This window comes from Bradyrhizobium sp. ma5, from assembly GCF_042258955.1.
Lineage (GTDB): Bacteria > Pseudomonadota > Alphaproteobacteria > Rhizobiales > Xanthobacteraceae > Bradyrhizobium.
Map to the genome: position 1 here is coordinate 3,013,702 of NZ_CP170156.1, position 17,787 is coordinate 3,031,488.

The 17,787-nt window shown below is 65.3% G+C and carries 11 protein-coding genes; 9 read left to right on the forward strand and 2 right to left on the reverse strand.

What is annotated here, in order from left to right; translation table 11 throughout:
- The first annotated feature begins 16 nt into the window (after positions 1–16).
- From ACE103_RS13845 to ACE103_RS13870, 6 genes are all read left to right on the forward strand, one after another.
- Positions 17–793 carry an HpcH/HpaI aldolase/citrate lyase family protein gene (locus ACE103_RS13845; RefSeq protein WP_092125098.1) on the forward strand — a complete coding sequence of 259 codons (777 nt, stop codon included), beginning with the start codon at positions 17–19 and terminating at the stop codon, positions 791–793.
- Between the two features lie 185 nt (positions 794–978).
- On the forward strand, positions 979–2,502 hold the full coding sequence (locus ACE103_RS13850) for a UxaA family hydrolase (protein WP_375779874.1): 1,524 nt from the start codon (positions 979–981) through the stop codon (positions 2,500–2,502).
- A gap of 217 nt (positions 2,503–2,719) precedes the next feature.
- Positions 2,720–3,217 (forward strand): GDSL-type esterase/lipase family protein, encoded by a 498-nt coding sequence (locus ACE103_RS13855; protein WP_375779875.1) that lies wholly within the window; start codon positions 2,720–2,722, stop codon positions 3,215–3,217.
- 100 nt (positions 3,218–3,317) lie between these two features.
- Entirely contained in the window at positions 3,318–6,584 is a 3,267-nt protein-coding gene (locus tag ACE103_RS13860) for a DUF2126 domain-containing protein (RefSeq protein WP_375779876.1), read from the forward strand.
- A gap of 20 nt (positions 6,585–6,604) precedes the next feature.
- Positions 6,605–9,136, forward strand: a complete 2,532-nt coding sequence (locus ACE103_RS13865) for a circularly permuted type 2 ATP-grasp protein (protein ID WP_375779877.1) — start codon at positions 6,605–6,607, stop codon at positions 9,134–9,136.
- Positions 9,133–10,011, forward strand: a complete 879-nt coding sequence (locus ACE103_RS13870) for a transglutaminase N-terminal domain-containing protein (protein ID WP_375779878.1) — start codon at positions 9,133–9,135, stop codon at positions 10,009–10,011. Before ACE103_RS13865 ends, ACE103_RS13870 begins: the two co-directional genes overlap by 4 nt.
- A gap of 44 nt (positions 10,012–10,055) precedes the next feature.
- Here the strand turns inward: ACE103_RS13870 and ACE103_RS13875 are convergent, their stop codons facing one another.
- Positions 10,056–11,558: a diguanylate cyclase gene (locus ACE103_RS13875; RefSeq protein ID WP_375779879.1), complete on the reverse strand. Its 1,503-nt coding sequence runs from the start codon at positions 11,556–11,558 to the stop codon at positions 10,056–10,058.
- 172 nt (positions 11,559–11,730) lie between these two features.
- Positions 11,731–13,437, reverse strand: a complete 1,707-nt coding sequence (locus tag ACE103_RS13880) for a methyl-accepting chemotaxis protein (protein WP_375779880.1) — start codon at positions 13,435–13,437, stop codon at positions 11,731–11,733.
- 349 nt (positions 13,438–13,786) lie between these two features.
- Between ACE103_RS13880 and ACE103_RS13885 the strand changes: the two genes are divergently transcribed.
- From ACE103_RS13885 to eutC, 3 genes are all read left to right on the forward strand, one after another.
- Complete coding sequence (locus ACE103_RS13885) at positions 13,787–15,169, forward strand: ethanolamine ammonia-lyase subunit EutB (protein ID WP_375779881.1); 1,383 nt, start codon at positions 13,787–13,789, stop codon at positions 15,167–15,169.
- A gap of 128 nt (positions 15,170–15,297) precedes the next feature.
- On the forward strand, positions 15,298–16,884 hold the full coding sequence (locus ACE103_RS13890) for a B12-binding domain-containing radical SAM protein (protein WP_375779882.1): 1,587 nt from the start codon (positions 15,298–15,300) through the stop codon (positions 16,882–16,884).
- A 4-nt stretch (positions 16,885–16,888) separates the two neighbouring features.
- Positions 16,889–17,683 carry an ethanolamine ammonia-lyase subunit EutC gene (gene eutC, locus ACE103_RS13895; protein ID WP_375779883.1) on the forward strand — a complete coding sequence of 265 codons (795 nt, stop codon included), beginning with the start codon at positions 16,889–16,891 and terminating at the stop codon, positions 17,681–17,683.
- The last annotated feature ends 104 nt before the right edge of the window (positions 17,684–17,787 follow it).

A 17,787-nucleotide genomic window follows, 5' to 3' on the forward strand; every position in this document is an offset into this window, starting at 1 on the left:
AAGGGAAACGCGATCAATGGCAAACAAGGTCAAGCAAGTCTGGGCATCGGGCAAGGCGGTGGTGAACGCGTGGCTCGCGATCCCCTCCGGGTTTTCGGCCGAAGTGATCGCGCAATGCGGCTTCGACAGCGTCACCGTCGACATGCAGCATGGCGTGCAAGATTATCAGTCGATGGTGCAGTGCTTCCAGTCGATGCATGCCCATCCGGTGACACCGATGGTCCGCGTGCCGTGGAATGAGCCCGGCATCATCGGCAAGGTGCTGGATGGCGGCGCCTATGGCGTGATCTGCCCGATGGTCAACACGCCGCAGGAAGCCAAGAACCTGGTTTCCTACGCCAAGTATCCGCCGAAGGGCGTGCGCTCCAACGGCCCGATCCGCGCCGGCATGTACGGCTCGGCCGGCACCTATCAGCAGACTGCCAACGACGAGATCGTGCTGCTGCCGATGATGGAAACCAAGACCGCTGTCGAGAACATGGAAGCGATCCTTGATGTCGAGGGCATCGACGGCGTCTATATCGGCCCGTCCGATCTCGGCTTCTCCTACGGCCTGGTGCCGAAGCTCGATCGCGACGAGCCCGAGATCCTCAAGATCTACGAGAAGATCATCAAGGAGTGCGGTAAGCGCGGTCTCAACCCGGGCATCCACTGCTCCGGCGCCGAGGGCGCGGTGCGCGCGATCAACATGGGCTTCAAGCTCGTGACGCTGTCGAACGAAGTGGGCCTGATGCAGGTCTACGCCAGGATGCAGGTCAACCAGACCCGCGAGAAGTCCGGCGGCAAGGCGTAAATCTATCCTCCCCCTCTCCCTGCTCTTCGCGGGGAGAGGGTTGGGGTGAGGGGCTTCTATCCGGCGAGCACCATCGTTGTAAGTGACATCGTGCTTCGCCCCTCACCCGAATTCTCGCTGTGCGAGAATTCGACCTCTCCCCGTAAAGGACGGGGAGAGGTGAAGAAGAACCAAGGAGAACTCCCATGGCCTCGGCACAAGTGATCCGCCTGCACGCCGACGACAGCGTCCTGATCGCGCGCGCGAGCCTGCCGCCGGGCTTGGAGGTTGCCGACGGCGTCACCACGGTCGACCGCATTCCGGCCGGCCACAAGGTCGCGATCAAGCCGATCGCGCAGGGCGAGCCGATCCGGCGCTACGGCCAGATCATCGGCTTCGCAACGCAGCCGATTGCGCCCGGCCAGCACGTGCATACGCAGAACTGCGGCATGGGCGATTTCGCCAAGGACTATGCCTATGGCGTCGACGTCAAGCCGGTGCCGAACTTCGATCTGCCGGCGACCTTCGAGGGCATTCGCCGCGCCGACGGCCGTGTCGCGACGCGCAACTACATCGGCATCCTCACCTCGGTGAATTGCAGCGCCCATGTCGCTGGAATCGTCGCCGACATGTTCAAGAAGAATCCATTCACCGGCGACAACCCGCTGGCCGATTTTCCGAATGTCGACGGCGTCGTCGCGCTGACTCACAAGACCGGCTGCGGCATGACCCAGGACGAGCCGCTGGCGCTGCTTCGCCGTACGCTCGGCGGCTACGCGCGGCACGTCAATTTCTCCAACGTCATCGTGCTCGGCCTCGGCTGCGAGGTGAACCAGATCGGCGGCCTGATGCAGGAACAGAAGCTCGCCGGGCGCCTGCGCGCGATGGACATCCAGGAGGTCGGCGGCACGCGCAAGACCGTGGAAGCCGGCGTTGCTTTCGTGAAGGAGGCGCTCACCGACGCCAACAAGGTCAAGCGCGAGGCGGTGCCGGCGAGCGAACTCACCGTGGCGCTGCAATGCGGCGGCTCGGATGGTTATTCCGGCGTATCGGCCAATCCGGCGCTCGGCGCGGCGAGCGACCTGCTGGTTCGCCACGGCGGCACCGTGATCCTCTCGGAGACGCCGGAGACCTACGGCGCCGAGCATCTGCTGACCCGTCGCGCCGTCAGCCGCGAGGTCGGCGAGAAGCTGGTCGGCCTGATGCGCTGGTGGGAGGAATACACCCAGCGTGAAGGCGCAGAGATGAACGCCAATCCGAGCCCCGGCAACAAGGCCGGCGGCCTCACCACCATCCTGGAGAAGTCGCTCGGCGCGATGGCCAAGGCCGGCAGCACCAACCTTGTCGACGTCCTGCACTACGCCGAGCCCGTCACCAAGAAGGGTTTTGTGTTCATGGATACGCCCGGCTACGACCCCGTTGCGGCCACCGGACAGGTCGCCGGCGGCGCCAACCTGGTCTGCTTCACCACCGGCCGCGGCAGCGTGTTCGGCTGCAAGCCCGCGCCGTCGATCAAGCTCGCCACCAACACGCCGATGTACAAGCGGATGCAAGACGACATGGACGTCAATTGCGGTACCATCCTCGACGGCGAGGAGAGCGTGCAGGAATGCGGCCAGCGGATCTTCGACCTGATCCTCAAGACTGCCTCGGGCCAGCCGACCAAGAGCGAGAGCTTTGATTTCGGCGGCGCCGAGTTCGCGCCCTGGGTGCTTGGCGCGACGATGTAGTTAGGGCTGCGATTTAGCCTTACACTCCGCTGTCGTCCCTGCGGAAGCAGGGACCCGTAGCCACCGGCCGTAGTGATGTGCAGACGTCTGCCACCGTTTTTCGATCGATGAATCACGTGGTATGGGTCCCTGCTTTCGCAGGGACGACGAGTTCTATTGACGCAACCTCCCAGATTGCGCTTCGCTCCATCCCGGCTACGGACTGGATGGGGGAAACATGCGCGTGCGCCGGTTGATTGGATGCCTCGCTTTTGTCGCGGCCTTGAGCCTTGGCATCGCTTCTGCCGACGCCGCGACCATCGTGGCGCTTGGCGCGAGCAATACCTACGGCAAGGGCGTGGCGCGCAACCAGGCCTATCCCGCGCAGCTCGAAGCGATCTTGCGGGCGAAGGGTTTGAGCGTCCGGGTCGTGAACGCCGGCATCAACGGCGACACCACGGAAGGGATGCTGCAGCGCCTGGACCGCGCCGTCCCGAACGGGACCCGTGCGGTGATTCTACAGCCGGGCGGCAATGATCGGCGCAAGGGCAGCCCCGACCGGACCGCGGATATCCAAAGTCGCCTCAGCGCCCGTGGCATCGCGGTGATCGTGCTTTCCAACGGGATGCTGCACGGACTGCCGCATCAGCCCGATGGTGTGCATTTGACCCCCGAGGGCTATCATATGCTCGCCGAGCAGCTTGCGTCGCAAGTATCTGGCGCGGTCGGGCGCTAGTCCCGTAGCCCGCCGCTTGGGCAGTCGCTGCCCGTTGTTAGTGCTTGATGTCGACCGGAACCAGTGTTCTGCTCAAAAAAGCTGCTGGAGTCCTCGGTCCGTGTCGATCTTCGTCGCACTGCATCACGTCACGCACTACAAATACGACCGGCCGATCGATCTCGGGCCTCAGACCATTCGGCTCCGGCCCGCGCCGCATACCCGCACGCCGATCCTGAGCTATTCGCTCAAGGTCACTCCCGCCAATCACTTCGTGAACTGGCAGCAGGACCCGCAGGGCAATTGGCTGGCGCGCTACGTCTTTCCGGAGAAGACCACCGAGCTCAAGGTCGAGGTCGACTTCTCCGCGCAGATGACGGTGGTCAATCCGTTCGATTTCTTCGTCGAGCCCTATGCCGGCAGCTTTCCGTTCGAATATCCCGGCGATCTCAAGACCGAGCTCGCGCCTTATCTTGAGACCGACGAGCCGGGGCCATTGCTCGCGGCCTACCTGAAGGACATCCCGCGCCAGGCCGACTCGACCGTCAATTTCCTGGTCGAACTGAACGCGCAGCTGCAGAAGAAGATCAGCTACGTCGTCCGCATGGAGGCCGGCGTACAGACCGCGGAGGAGACGCTTGCCGCGGGCTCCGGCTCCTGCCGTGACTCGGCGTGGCTCCTGATCCAGGCGCTGCGCCATCTCGGGCTCGCTGCGCGTTTCGTCTCCGGCTATCTCATCCAGGTCCGGCCGGATATCGATCCGCTCGAAGGGCCGCGTGAGGTCGAAAACGATTTCACCGATCTGCATGCCTGGGCGGAAGTCTACCTGCCGGGCGCGGGCTGGATTGGCTTCGACGTCACCTCGGGCATGCTGACGGGCGAGGGGCATATCCCGGTCTGCGCTACGCCGCATTACCGTTCGGCCACGCCGATATCAGGCACCGCCGGAGCTGCCAATGTCGAGTTCGGCTTCGAGATGAGCGTGACGCGCGTGCGCGAAGCGCCGCGCATCACCAAACCTTTCTCCGATGAATCCTGGGCGCGGCTCGACCAGGTCGGCGAGCTCGTCGATGCCGATCTTGAGGCGCACGACGTGCGGCTGACAATGGGCGGCGAGCCGACCTTCGTCTCGGTCGATGATCTGGAATCGCCGGAGTGGAACGTCGCCGCGGTCGGTCCGACCAAGCGCGGGCTCGCCGACGAACTGATCCGCAAGCTGCGCACGCGCTTCGCGCCCGGCGGCCTGCTGCATTACGGCCAGGGCAAATGGTATCCCGGCGAGAGCCTGCCGCGCTGGGCGTTCGGCCTCTATTGGCGCAAGGACGGCAAGCCGATCTGGAAGAACGCCAACCTGATCGCTTCAGTCGAAAATCCGCGCAAGGCTGAGATCGCTGACGCGGAGCGCATCGCAATCGGCATCGCCGCGCGGCTTGGCTTGAAGGCTGATTACGTCATGCCGGCCTTTGAGGACACTGCGTTCTGGCTGGAGCGCGAGGCCGGCCTGCCGGCCAATGTCAGCCCCGCGAATTCCAAACTGACCGATCCGGAAGAGCGCGCGCGGATGGCGCGGGTGTTCGACGAAGGGCTGACCACGCCGAAGGGTTACGTGCTGCCGATCCAGCGCTGGAGCCCGCTGGGCGATCGCGTGCCGGCGCGTTGGCGCAGCGAGCGCTGGAAGATCCGGCGCAGCCATCTGTTTCTGTTTCCGGGCGATTCCCCGCTGGGCTTGCGGCTTCCGATCTCTTCGCTCGAACACGTCCCGCCGGAGGATTTTCCCTATGTCATCGAGCAGGATCCGACGGCGCCACGCGATGCGCTGGGCAAGATCGATCCGGAGCTGACGCGGGCGCTCAAGGACATCGAAGAGCCGCTGCCGGTGCGCACCGCGATGTCGATTGAGGTGCGCGACGGCGTGCTCTGCGCCTTCATGCCGCCGGTCGAGAAGGTCGAGGACTATCTCGAACTGATCGCTGCGATCGAGGCCGCCGCCGAAGAGCTACAACTGCAAGTCCATGTCGAAGGCTATGCGCCGCCGTTCGATCCGCGGATCGAGGTGATCAAGGTGACGCCGGATCCCGGCGTGATCGAGATCAACGTGCAGCCGGCACAGAGCTGGCGCGAGGCCGTCGACATCACTCTCGGCCTCTATGAGGACTCGGCAAAGACGCGGCTCGGGGCCAACCGTTTCCTGATCGACGGCCGCCATACCGGCACCGGCGGCGGCAACCACATCGTGGTCGGCGGCAGCAAGCCGGAGGATTCGCCGTTCCTGCGCCGGCCCGATCTGTTGAAGAGCCTGGTGCTCTATTGGCAGCGCCATCCGTCGCTGTCCTATCTGTTCTCCGGCATGTTCATCGGCCCGACCAGCCAGGCGCCCCGCATCGACGAGGCGCGGCATGATGGACTTTATGAACTGGAGATCGCGCTGTCGCACGTGCCGCCGCCGGGCATGGAGGCGCCGCTGTGGCTGGTCGATCGCCTGTTCCGGCACATCCTGGTCGATATCACCGGCAACACCCATCGCGCCGAGATCTGCATCGACAAGCTCTATTCGCCCGACAGTCCGACCGGCAGGCTCGGCCTGGTCGAATTCCGTGCGCTCGAAATGCCGCCCGACCCGCGGATGTCGCTGGCGCAGCAGCTCTTGATCCGGGCGCTGATCGCAAAGCTGTGGCGCGAGCCGCAGCAGGGCAAGTTCGTACGCTGGGGCACCGCGCTGCATGACCGCTTCATGCTGCCGCACTTCCTCTGGGAGGATTTCCTCGGCGTGCTCGCCGAACTCAAGCAGTTCGGCTACGACGTCGAGCCGGAATGGTATCAGGCCCAGCTCGAATTCCGCTTCCCCGCCTTCGGCCGCATCCATCACGGTGGCGTCGGCCTCGAGCTGCGGCAGGCGCTCGAGCCGTGGCATGTGCTGGGCGAGGAAGGCACCGCAGGCGGCACCGTGCGCTACGTCGATTCCTCGGTCGAGCGGTTGCAGGTGAAGGCGACGGGTTTCGTGGAGGGCCGCCACGTCATCACCTGTAACGGCAGGCGGATGCCGATGACCGAGACCGGCCGCGCCGGCGAGGCGGTTGCCGGCGTGCGCTTCAAGGCCTGGCAGCCGGCCTCCGGCCTGCACCCGACCATCCCCGTGCACGCGCCGCTGACGTTCGACCTGATCGATACCTGGAACAGCCGCTCGCTCGGCGGCTGCGTCTATCATGTCGCCCATCCCGGCGGCCGCAACTACGAGACCAAGCCGGTCAATTCCTACGAGGCCGAGGCGCGGCGGCTGGCGCGCTTCCAGGAGCACGGGCATACGCCCGGCAGGATAGAACCACCGCCAGAGGAACGCACAATTGAGTTTCCCTTGACCCTCGACTTGCGGACGCCGCTCCTGCAGTAATTGGGTGCAGGGGAAGTGCAATGACCGCATCGGGTGGCCAAGGAAGCAGTCAAGAGAGCAGGGCCCGTCCCGGCCAGCGCCGGATGGCGCAATGGACCCGCGACTATGTCCGGTTGCCCGGCATTCCCGATGAATACATCGCCGAGAACGGCGCGCCGCGGCCGGTCTGGGCGCGCTTCTTCGACGCTTTTGCCGGGCTGTCGCCGGCCGATATCGAGCGGCGCTTCGCCTCCGCCGATCGCCATCTGCGCGAGGCCGGCGTCACCTATCGCGCGCCCGGCGATACGTCCGACCGGATCTGGCCGCTCAGCCATCTGCCGCTGATCATCGATGCGGCCGATTGGCGGCAGCTCGCCGCCGGTGTCGCGCAACGCGCCCAGCTATTGGAAATGGTGCTGGCCGATCTCTACGGCGATGGCCGTCTCGTCGCCGAAGGCGCGATTCCCGCCGCAGCGATCGCCGGCAGCAGCGAGTATCTGCGCGCGGTCAGCGGCATCAAGCCGCCGGGCGGCCGCTATCTGCATCTCTACGCCGCCGACATCGGCCGCGGGCCTGACGGCCGCTGGTGGGTGCTCGGCGATCGCACCCAGGCGCCGTCGGGCGCGGGCTATGCGCTGGAAAACCGCCTGGTGCTGTCGCGCGCCTTTTCCAACCTCTACAAGTCGATGAATGTCGAGCGCGTCGCGCCGTTCTTCGAGGCGTTCCGCGATTCACTGCGCGCCAGTGCCGACCGCGACGAGCCGCGGATTGGCCTGTTGACGCCGGGCGCGTTCAGCGAAACCTATTTCGAGCATGCCACGCTCGCGCGCTATCTCGGCTTCCTGCTGGTCGAGGGCGACGACCTCGCGGTTTCCGGCGACCGCATCCATATCCGCACCGTTGCCGGATTGAAGCGGCTCGACGTGCTGCTGCGTCGGGTCGATTCCAATATGCTTGATCCGCTCGAGCTCGACGCCTCCTCCTATCTCGGCGTGCCCGGGCTCGTCGAGGTGCTGCGCAAGAGCGGCGTCGTGGTCGCCAATATGCCGGGCTCGGGCGTGATGGAGGCGAGGGCGTTGCTCGGCTTCCTGCCCAATCTGTGTCGGCGTCTGCTCAGTGAAGACCTGATGATGCCGCACATCGCGACCTGGTGGTGCGGCCAGAGGTCCGCCCGCGAGCAGGTGCTGTCGCGGCTCGACGAATTCGCAATCGAAGGCGCCTATGGCTGCGGCGTTGCGGATTTTCCAGGCCATGGCCCGGTGCTCCCGGGCGAATTGTCGGCTGCGGACCGCGACCGCCTGAAGGATGCGATCAGCCATCGCGGCATCGACTACGTCGGACAGGAACTGGTGCGCCTGTCCACGACGCCGGTGTGGGAGGACGGCCGCATCGCGCCGCGTCCCTTTGTGCTGCGGGTGTTCGCGGCGGCGACGCCGAACGGCTGGACCGTGCTGCCCGGTGGTTTCTGCCGGATTGCCGATCGCGCGGATGCGCGCGCGGTGTCGATGGGCGATGGCGCAGTGTCCGCCGACGTCTGGGTGGTGTCAGACAAGGCGGTTGCGACCTCGACCTTGCTGCCGGCGGTCGACACCGTCCGCATCCGCCGCATTGCCGGCGTGCTGCCGAGCCGCGCGGCCGACAATCTGTTCTGGCTCGGCCGCTACCTCGAGCGCGCCGAGGCCACCATTCGGCTGATCCGCGCGCTGTGCACGCCGCTGCGCGATCCTGCGCGGGCGAATGCGACCGGCCCGACGCCGGCGGTGCATTCGGCCGAGCGCATCCAGCGCATGCTGGTCACCTGGGGCGCGGCCTCGCAGACCGCGCGCGCCAATCCCGCCAAGGTCGCGCTCGAAGCATTGCAGAGCGAGGAGAAGTTCGGCTCGGCGCTGTCGCTGGTGCGATCGGCGCAGCGCACGGCAACCTCGCTCCGTGAGCGGCTGTCGCCGGACGCCTGGCAGGTCATCACCGAGATGGCGGATCGCCTCGCGATCGAGGTTCACGACGATGACGGCGTCGTCAGCGCAGCCGAGCTGACCTTGCAGGAGCTCGCAAGCTTCGCCGGCCTCGCGCAGGAGAACATGAACCGCGCCGCCGGCTGGCGCTTCCTCGAGATGGGCCGCCGTGCCGAGCGCGCCATCAACACCACGCGCTTTGCTCGCCAGTTCGCCTATGACGAAGCCGGTGACGAGGATCTCGACGTCCTGCTGACGCTGGTCGACTGCCAGATCACCTACCGCTCGCGCTATCTGGTGCAGCCGCTGCTGACGCCGGTGCGCGATCTTGCCGTGCTCGACCCCTATAATCCGCGCTCGGTCGCATTCCAGGTCGCGGCGCTGAACGAGCATATCGCCGCGCTGCCGAGCCTGAAGGAGCACGGCTTGATCGAGCGGCCGCAGCGGCTCGCGGTCGCGCTCGAGGCGATGTTGACGACGGCCGAAGCCGGTAGTCTCGACGTCAAGACGCTGTTTGCGCTGGAGCAGGACCTGCTCAACCTCGCCGACTCGGTCGGGCTGCATTATTTCCCGCACGGGCCGAACGCCAGCCGGCCGGAGAAGCTCACGGGGCTGGCGTGATCTACGACATCCGTCACGTCACGACCTACAGCTACGAGACCCAGGTCAGCTTCGCGCGCTGCTCGCTGCGGCTGGAGCCGATCACCGGCGATGGGCAGCAACTGGTTTCCCATTCGGTCGAGATACGTCCCAAGCCCGCGGAGCGCACCGCGCGGCGCGACTTCTTCGGCACTCTGACCGAAAGCGTCCTGATCGAGACCGCGCATCGCAGTCTTCGGATCGATTCGCGCTCGCGGGTCTCGGTGGCGCGGCAGCCGCCGCCCCGCGACGCGGCGAGCCTGCCCTGGGAGGACGTGCGCGACAGCGCATTCGAGGCGTTGAGCCTCGATGCAACCTCGCCCGTCGGCTACGTCTTCGCCAGCGCGCTGGTGCCGGTGCTGCGGCCGGTGACGGCCTACGCTTCCGCGAGTTTTTCGCCGGGCGGCGGCATCCTTGCCGGTGCAGCCGATTTGATGCGCCGCATCCGCAGTGACTTCAAATACGATCCCAAGGCGACTGTGATCTCGACGCCGCTTCGCGACGTGTTCGAAAAGCGCCACGGCGTCTGCCAGGATTTTGCCCATGTGATGATCGCCGGGCTTCGCGGCCTCGGTCTGCCGGCCGCCTATGTCAGCGGTTATCTGCGCACCATTCCGCCGCCGGGCCAGCCGCGGCTGCAGGGCGCGGACGCTACCCACGCCTGGGTGTCGGTCTGGTGCGGCAGCGAGCTCGGCTGGGTCGGGTTCGATCCGACCAACGATCTCATGGTCGCCAACGATCACATCATTCTCGCCATCGGCCGCGACTTCGCCGATGTCTCGCCGGTCGATGGCGTCATCGTCGGCGCGCGCAAGCAGAAGCTCAGCGTCGCTGTCGACGTGTTGCCGGTGGAGTGAGCCGTGGGGGGCGGGCGCGTGCGACCGCGCCGCCGCCATCTCGATCAGGCGACCTGCCGCTTGCCCGATTTATCCCACCCGATCGGGCTGACGATGACGCGGTCGCGGCCTTCATGCTTGGCTTGATAGAGCGCGAGGTCCGCGGCCTTGAGCAGATCGCGCGATGTGCGTTCGTGATCCGGGACGAGGCAAGACAATCCGATGCTGATGGTCGGCAACTCGTGCTCGGATTCGCGTGCATCCGTCAGCTTTGCGCGAATCTGTTCGGCAACCTCCAATGCGCCCGCCTTGCCGATGCCGGGCAACAACACCGAAAACTCCTCGCCGCCATAGCGCGCGCCGAGATCGGTTGCGCGCTTGGTGCTGGCTGCGATGCAGCGTCCCACCGTGGCGAGCACAGCGTCGCCGGCCTGATGGCCGTAGGTGTCATTGAAGGTCTTGAAATGATCGACGTCGATCATCAGAAGTGATACCGGCGACTTTGCGCGCATGCCACGCCGCCATTCGACGTCAAGCGTATCGTCGAGGCGGCGGCGGTTGGCGAGGCCGGTCAGCGCATCGGTGTTCGCGAGGTGCGCGAGCCGGCCTTCCGCGGCGGCCCGCCGTTTGAGCGCGGCCAGCAGATAGAACATCAAGACGATCGAGAAGCCGCAGAGCGCCGCCACCACGCTTCCGATCAGCCAGAGCTGTTGCCACCAGTCGGCATAGATGCCGTCGAGCGCGAGGCCCTCGGCGATCAGCAGCGGATGGTGTCCGACTGCCTGAAAGACATAGAGCCGGCTGACGTGATCGACGAGCGATTTCGTCATGTAGGAGCCGGATTGCCGTGCCGGGAACTGCTTGAAGACCTGTGAGTCTCTGATGCTTTGCCCGATCTTGCCGATGTCGAACGGTGCCCGCATCAGCATGACGCCGTCGGTGTTGAACAACGCCATGCTGTCGCCGAGGCCGAAGCTCAGCTTACGAAACAGATTGTGGAAATAGCTGAGCCGCATGCTGCCTGCGACGACGCCGGCAAAGGACCCGTCGTCATTGCTGATGCGGCGGCTCAGGCTGATCAGATATTCGCCGTCTGGAGTCACCCAGGGAGCGCTGATGAACAGTCCGCTGTCGGCTCGCGCCTGATGCACCCGGAAGAAGTCCCGATCGGCGAAATTTGCGGTCCGTGGCGTCAATGTCCGGGAATCGAGCGTGACGTCTCCCGCCGTATTCAGCACGAGGATCGAGCCGAGATCCTTGGCGGTGGCGGCACGGTCGAACAGCACGACCTGGCGAAGCTCCGGGCTGATCTTGCCGAGCTCCGGCAGCCTGACGCCGTCGGCGACGGCCTGCAGCGACAGGTCATAGAGCTCGATGTTGCGATCGATCTCGCTGGCGATGGAGGCGACGAGGTTGGTCGCGCCTTCCTTGGCATGCTGATAGTCCTTGCCGGCCATCTCCCAGAGAATGGACGCGCAGATCGCTGAAAAGCACAAGACGAGACCGATCCCGAGCGCGAGGAGCCGTTTGGTCGGCACCGCCTTCGGCCTTGGCAACAGCCCGTTCATTGCTCGCTTCCACTTCCCCGCGCCCCCCGCGCTCTGTCCGCTTCTATAGGGGCATCAAATTGAGAAAGGCGACCTCAACCACAGGCAATTTGCGCCCATGCGTTGCGATAGTCTTAACCATTCCGGATTGGTCGGAACCTGCTGCGGGACCCGGACAGACTGCCTGATCCGTTCAGGTTCCGGTCCGTCGCAGATCCTCAGCGGCGTCGCTGCGCAAGTTGCGGAAGAACTGCTCGACCTCGCGCGACAGCGTCTCGGCGGTTGCGGTCAGATCGTTCGATGCCGCGAGCACCGATTCCGCCGCCTTGCTGGTCTGGTCCATGTCGTCGCGGAGCGAGCCGACATTCGTCACCAGGGTTTCGTTGCCCTGGGCGGCCATCTGCGCGTTGGCGGAGATTTCGCGCGTGGCTGCATCCTGCTGGCTGATCGCACTTGCGATGTTGGCGGTGACGTTGCTGATCTCGCGCACCGCCTGGCCGATCTCGCGCACGGCGGCCACCGAGTTGCGGGTCGAAGCCTGGATCAGGCCGACATTCTCGCTGATCTCGGCGGTTGCCTTGGCGGTCTGCCCGGCCAGCGCCTTGACCTCGTGCGCAACGACCGCGAAGCCGCGGCCGGCATCGCCGGCGCGGGCGGCTTCGATGGTGGCGTTGAGCGCGAGCAAGTTGGTCTGCTCGGCGATCGCCTGGATCAGGTTCAGCACGCCGTCGATGCGCTGGGTGGTGGCGGCAAGGCTCTCGATCTCGGTGATCGACCGGTCGGTGCGTGCACCTGCCTGATCGACCGCCCCGGACGACTGCTTGACCTGGCGGCCGATCTCCTCGACCGAGGCGGAGAGCTCTTCGGCTGCACTCGCCACCGCAGAAACGTTGCTCGAGGCTTGTTCGGTCGCGCCAGCCGCCGCCATCGTCCGGCCGCTGGCGTCCGTCGCGACGGTCGCGATGGTCTGCGCGGTTTGACGCATCGTGGCAGCGTTGTCGTGCACCGCGCGGATCACCTCACCGATGGTGCCGCGGAACGTCTCGACGAAGCTTTCGATATGCCGGCCGCGGGCATCGCGGGCCTGGGAGTCCTGCACGACTTGCGCGTTCAGGCTGCGATTGCGGTCCATCGCCTCCTGGAAGACCTTGATGGCGCGCGCCAGTGCGCCGATTTCATCGCTGCGCCCGACATGCGGCACGTCGACATGGTCGGCGCCCTCGGCGACGTGCTTGATGGTCGTGGTGATCTGCGACAGTGGCCGCGCCACCGAGCGGGCGATGATCAGCACGCCGAGCACCACCACGATCAGGGCCGCCGCACCGAGCCCGGTCAGGAGCAGCGCCAGCTCGCGGTTGGTGTCGGTCTGCTGTGCCAGCTTCTTGCTGCGCTCGGCGTAGACCTTGGACAGCGCCTCGAGGTCCTTGTTCAGTGCGGTGCGCACGTCGCGGTTGGCGTCGTTGTCGCCCCACTCGCGCCCGGCGGCGGCGCCGATTTCGATGCCGCGGCGGACCAGCTCTTTTCGGAACTCGACGAACTGCTCGATGCGCTGCTTGAACACCGTGAACTGCGCGGCGTCGTCGGCCTGCACCAGGGTTTCCCAGTTCTTCACCACGCCGAGGATGCGGTCGTTGAACGCCAGCAGCCCGGCGCCGTATTTCTTCACTGCCGCAGGGTCGGTCGACATGTAGACGCCGCGGGATTCCATCACCACCGCATAAACCAGCGAGTTGACCCGCTCGACATTGAGCGCGGCGCGGCTTGCGAGGTCGACGGCCTCGGTCAGCTCGGCATTGCGCCGCGCGTTGTAGTCGGACAGCACGGTGATGGCGGCGGTCAGCGCCGCAATCAGCGCAAACGTCGAGTACAGCCTGGCAGCAAGCGAGAATCGGGATGCCATTGGAGGCCGGGATGTGGAGATGGGGAATGTGGCGGGGGACGGCATTGCGGGCACTCCAAGAGGCCGGGGAGTACCTTCGGCCAATTAAAGCTTATGCAAAATCTTCATGGACAATCTCTTAACGCGTGCGTTCTGCGCCGCCGCAACCGTTAAAATCTCTAAATAATACCAATGTCTTATGAGCCGCTTCGCAGCGACGGGGTGGCGGCGGCTTGCCGCCGTGTTGAATGACGGACCGCCATCATCCTCATTCATCAACATCCCCTCGGCACACAGGGCGAAGCTGATGGCACGACTTTCGCAAAGAGGTGCTAGGTTACGCCGTCCCCAGCCTCGACGCGAATTCCCCATGCTCTATCGTCACACCATCGACGCCACCAATTATGCATTCGACGATCTGCGCATCCTGCTTGCCAAGGCCTCGCCGCCGCGGTCCGGCGACCGGCTGGCCGGCATCGCGGCCGACAGCGCCGCGGAGATGATCGCTGCGCGGCTCGCGCTTGCCAACGTTCCGCTCAAGCAGTTCCTCGATGAGCCCGTCATCCCCTATGAGGACGACGAAGTCACCCGCCTGATCCTCGACAGCCACGACGTTGCCGGCTTCCTGCCGGTGTCGTCGCTCACCGTCGGCGGCTTCCGCGACTGGCTGCTGTCGGATGCCGCCACCGGTGACGCGATCAGCCGGATCTCGCGCGGCATCACGCCGGAGATGGTGGCGGCGGTGTCGAAGCTGATGCGCAACCAGGATCTGATCCTGGTCGCGAAGAAATGCGAGGTGACGACCCGCTTCCGCAACACCATCGGCTTGCGCGGGCGAATGAGCACGCGACTGCAGCCGAACCATCCGTTCGACGATGCCAAGGGCATCACCGCCTCGATCCTCGACGGGCTGCTGCTCGGGTCCGGCGATGCCTGCATCGGCATCAATCCGGCGAGCGACGATCCGAACGTCATCGGCGGCCTGCTGCGGCTGCTGGACGACGTCATCACGCGGCTCGGGATTCCGACGCAGGGCTGCGTGCTGACCCATGTCACCACCACGCTCGGCCTGATCGGGCAGGGGCTGCCGGTCGATCTCGTGTTCCAGTCGATCGCCGGCACCGAGGCGGCCAACCGCAGCTTCGGCGTCGATCTCTCATTGTTGCGGGAAGCACGGGAAGCCGGCCTGTCGCTCCGCCGCGGCACGGTCGGCGATAATGTGATGTATTTCGAGACCGGGCAGGGCTCGGCACTGTCGGCCAACGCCCATCACCAGGTCGACCAGCAGACCTGCGAGGCGCGGGCCTATGCGGTGGCGCGGGCGTTCGATCCGCTGCTCGTCAATAGCGTGGTCGGCTTCATCGGTCCGGAATACCTCTATGACGGCAAGGAAATCATCCGCGCCGGGCTCGAGGATCATTTCTGCGGCAAGCTGCTCGGCCTGCCGCTCGGGATCGACGTCTGTTACACGAACCACGCCGAGGCCGATCAGGACGACATGGACAATCTCCTGACGCTGCTTGCGGCGGCCGGCGTGAACTTCATCATGGGCGTGCCGGGCGCTGATGACGTGATGCTGAACTATCAGTCGACATCGTTTCACGATGCGCTCTACATCCGCGACCTGTTCGGCGTGAGGCGGGCGCCCGAATTCGACGACTGGCTCGCGCGCGTCGGCCTTGCCGGGCAGGACTTCCGCCTCGTTGCCGATGCGGGGCAGCTGCCCGACCTCGCCGCCAGGCTCTTGGCCTGACGGGATAGCTAAATTCTGCAGAGCAACTATCTCACCGTTGTGACGTTGGTAAGCGCCACAATGTTGAAGAATTTCTGGCCCAGCGTTCCACGCTATGGTTAGATTTGCGGGTGCTTCGGGGTCGTTTGATGAGAGCTGAGGGCATAAAGACAGCACGGCGTATTCTCTGCGTCTTTCCGCGCTATACGTCGTCCTTTGGGACCTTCGAGCACTCCTATCCCCTGACCGAGGGCGTCAAGGCGTTCATGCCGCCGCAGGGCCTGCTGCTGATCGCTGCATACCTCCCTGAGAACTGGCCGGTCCGATTCGTCGACGAGAATCTGCGTCCGGCGACGACGGAGGATTTCGAGTGGGCGGACGCGGTGTTCGTCAGCGGTATGCACATCCAGCGCCAGCAGATGAACGACATCTGCCATCGCGCGCATGATCATGGGCTTGTGGTCGCGATCGGCGGCCCATCGGTCAGTGCCTGTCCGGACTACTATCCCTCATTCGACTACCTTCATGTCGGCGAGCTCGGCGATGCGACCAATGAGCTGTTCAGGCGTCTGGAGCAGGACACCAGCCGTCCGGACGAGCAGGTGGTGCTGAAGACCGTCGACCGCCTGCCGATGACGGAATTCCCGCTACCGGCCTATGAGCTCGCCGAAACCAAGAAGTACTTCCTCGGCAGCATCCAGTTCTCCTCGGGCTGCCCCTATCAGTGCGAGTTCTGCGACATCCCCGGGCTCTACGGCCGCAATCCGCGGCTGAAGTCGCCGCAGCAGATCATCGCCGAGCTCGATAAGCTGCGCGCCTGCGGTGCGACCGACACCGTCTATTTCGTCGACGACAATTTCATCGGCAACCGCAAGGCGGCAGCCGAGCTGCTGCCGCATCTGATCGAGTGGCAGAAGCGGACCGGCTATGTCACGCGGCTCGCCTGTGAGGCGACGCTCAACATCGCCAAGCGCCCCGAGATCCTGGAGAAGATGCGCGAGGCCTTCTTTGTGACGATCTTCGTCGGCATCGAAACGCCCGATCCCGACGCGCTGAAGGCGATGCACAAGGATCAGAACATGATGGTTCCGATCCTGGAGGGCGTGCGCACCATCAATTCGTTCGGTATGGAGGTCGTCTCCGGCATCATCATGGGGCTCGATACCGACAAGCCTCAGACCGCTGACGCGCTGCTCTCCTTCGTGGACGAGTCCCGGATTCCGCTGCTCACAATCAACCTGCTGCAGGCGTTGCCCAAGACGCCGCTGTGGGATCGGCTCGAAAAAGCGGGCCGGCTGGTCGATGACGAGGGCCGCGACTCCAATGTCGAATTCCTGCTGCCCTATGAGGACGTGGTCAGCTCCTGGCGCAAATGCATGGAGATCGCCTACCAGCCCGAGAAGCTGTTCGAGCGCTACCTGCATCAATGCAACTACACCTATGCCAACCGCATCAAGGTGCCGGTCAGCCCGGAGATGAAGAGCTGGGCCAACATCCGGCGCGGCCTGATCATGCTGCGCAACATCTTCTGGAAGGTCGGCGTGCTCGGCGACTACAAGCGCGTGTTCTGGAAGTTTGCGCTCGGCCGGCTCAAGCGCGGCGACATCGAGGGGCTGATCTCGGCGACGCTGGTTGCGCATCATCTGATCACGTTTGCGCGCGCAGCCTCCAGCGGCCGGCAGAACGCCTCGAACTACTCGATTCGGCTGCGCGAGGCTTCTGTTCCCGCCGAATGACAGCATGACGACACCGCCGGCGCCATCGTCCCCGTCGCTTCCCGATTTGCGCGACCTCACGCCGGCGCGCATCGGCCTCGGCCGGTCCGGGGCCAGCCTGCCGACCGATGCGTTGCTCTCGTTCACGCTCGACCACGCCCGCGCCCGCGACGCTGTTCACGCGGCCTTCGATGTCAGCGGCATTGCAGCCGGTCTCGCCGCCCTCGATATCAGGCCGCACGAGGTGTCGAGCCAGGCACCCGGCCGGCGCGACTATCTGCGCCGGCCCGATCTGGGACGCATGCTGGATTCGGCGTCGCGGCGGTCGCTGGAGAGAAGCGGCATCACCGCATGCTCCTGCGCGATCGTGATCGGGGACGGCCTGTCGCCGACTGCCGTCAATGTGCATGCCGTCGAATTGATCCGGCACCTAGTGCCGCGGCTTGCGGCCGACAGGATCGACACCGGTGCGGTGATCATCGCGTCGGGCGCGCGGGTCGCGCTCGGTGACGAGATCGGCGCCATCATCGGCGCGCGCATGCTGGTGATGCTGATCGGCGAGCGGCCCGGCCTGTCCGCGCCCGACAGCCTTGGCGCCTATCTCACCTTCGCGCCGCGGATCGGCCTCAGCGATGCCGACCGCAACTGCATCTCCAACATCCACCGTGCCGGGCTGAGCTATCCGGAAGCCGCGTTCAGGATCGCGTGGCTTGTGCGCGAAGGCTTGGCACGCCAGATCACCGGGATCGCGTTGAAAGATGAAAGCGGCGGTGGATCGTCACAGAATGCGCTACCGGGGTGTGACAAATCAGATACTTAATAGCGGGGATCAGCGGTTCCCCGCGCATTTGGTTCTACCCTCGCGCTTGCGAGCAAAGGGGCGGACAGGTAAAACCGGCGCCGGTCAATATTCGCGTGTTTTCA

What these genes read in the sequence shown, in the direction of transcription:
- ACE103_RS13845 (WP_092125098.1), top strand. Translation starts at nt 17, where the DNA reads ATGGCAAACAAGGTCAAGCAAGTCTGGGCATCGGGCAAGGCGGTGGTG.
- ACE103_RS13850 (WP_375779874.1), top strand. Translation starts at nt 979, where the DNA reads ATGGCCTCGGCACAAGTGATCCGCCTGCACGCCGACGACAGCGTCCTG.
- ACE103_RS13855 (WP_375779875.1), top strand. Translation starts at nt 2,720, where the DNA reads ATGCGCGTGCGCCGGTTGATTGGATGCCTCGCTTTTGTCGCGGCCTTG.
- ACE103_RS13865 (WP_375779877.1), top strand. Translation starts at nt 6,605, where the DNA reads ATGACCGCATCGGGTGGCCAAGGAAGCAGTCAAGAGAGCAGGGCCCGT.
- ACE103_RS13875 (WP_375779879.1), bottom strand. Translation starts at nt 11,558, where the DNA reads ATGAACGGGCTGTTGCCAAGGCCGAAGGCGGTGCCGACCAAACGGCTC.
- ACE103_RS13880 (WP_375779880.1), bottom strand. Translation starts at nt 13,437, where the DNA reads ATGGCATCCCGATTCTCGCTTGCTGCCAGGCTGTACTCGACGTTTGCG.
- ACE103_RS13885 (WP_375779881.1), top strand. Translation starts at nt 13,787, where the DNA reads ATGCTCTATCGTCACACCATCGACGCCACCAATTATGCATTCGACGAT.
- ACE103_RS13890 (WP_375779882.1), top strand. Translation starts at nt 15,298, where the DNA reads ATGAGAGCTGAGGGCATAAAGACAGCACGGCGTATTCTCTGCGTCTTT.
- eutC (WP_375779883.1), top strand. Translation starts at nt 16,889, where the DNA reads ATGACGACACCGCCGGCGCCATCGTCCCCGTCGCTTCCCGATTTGCGC.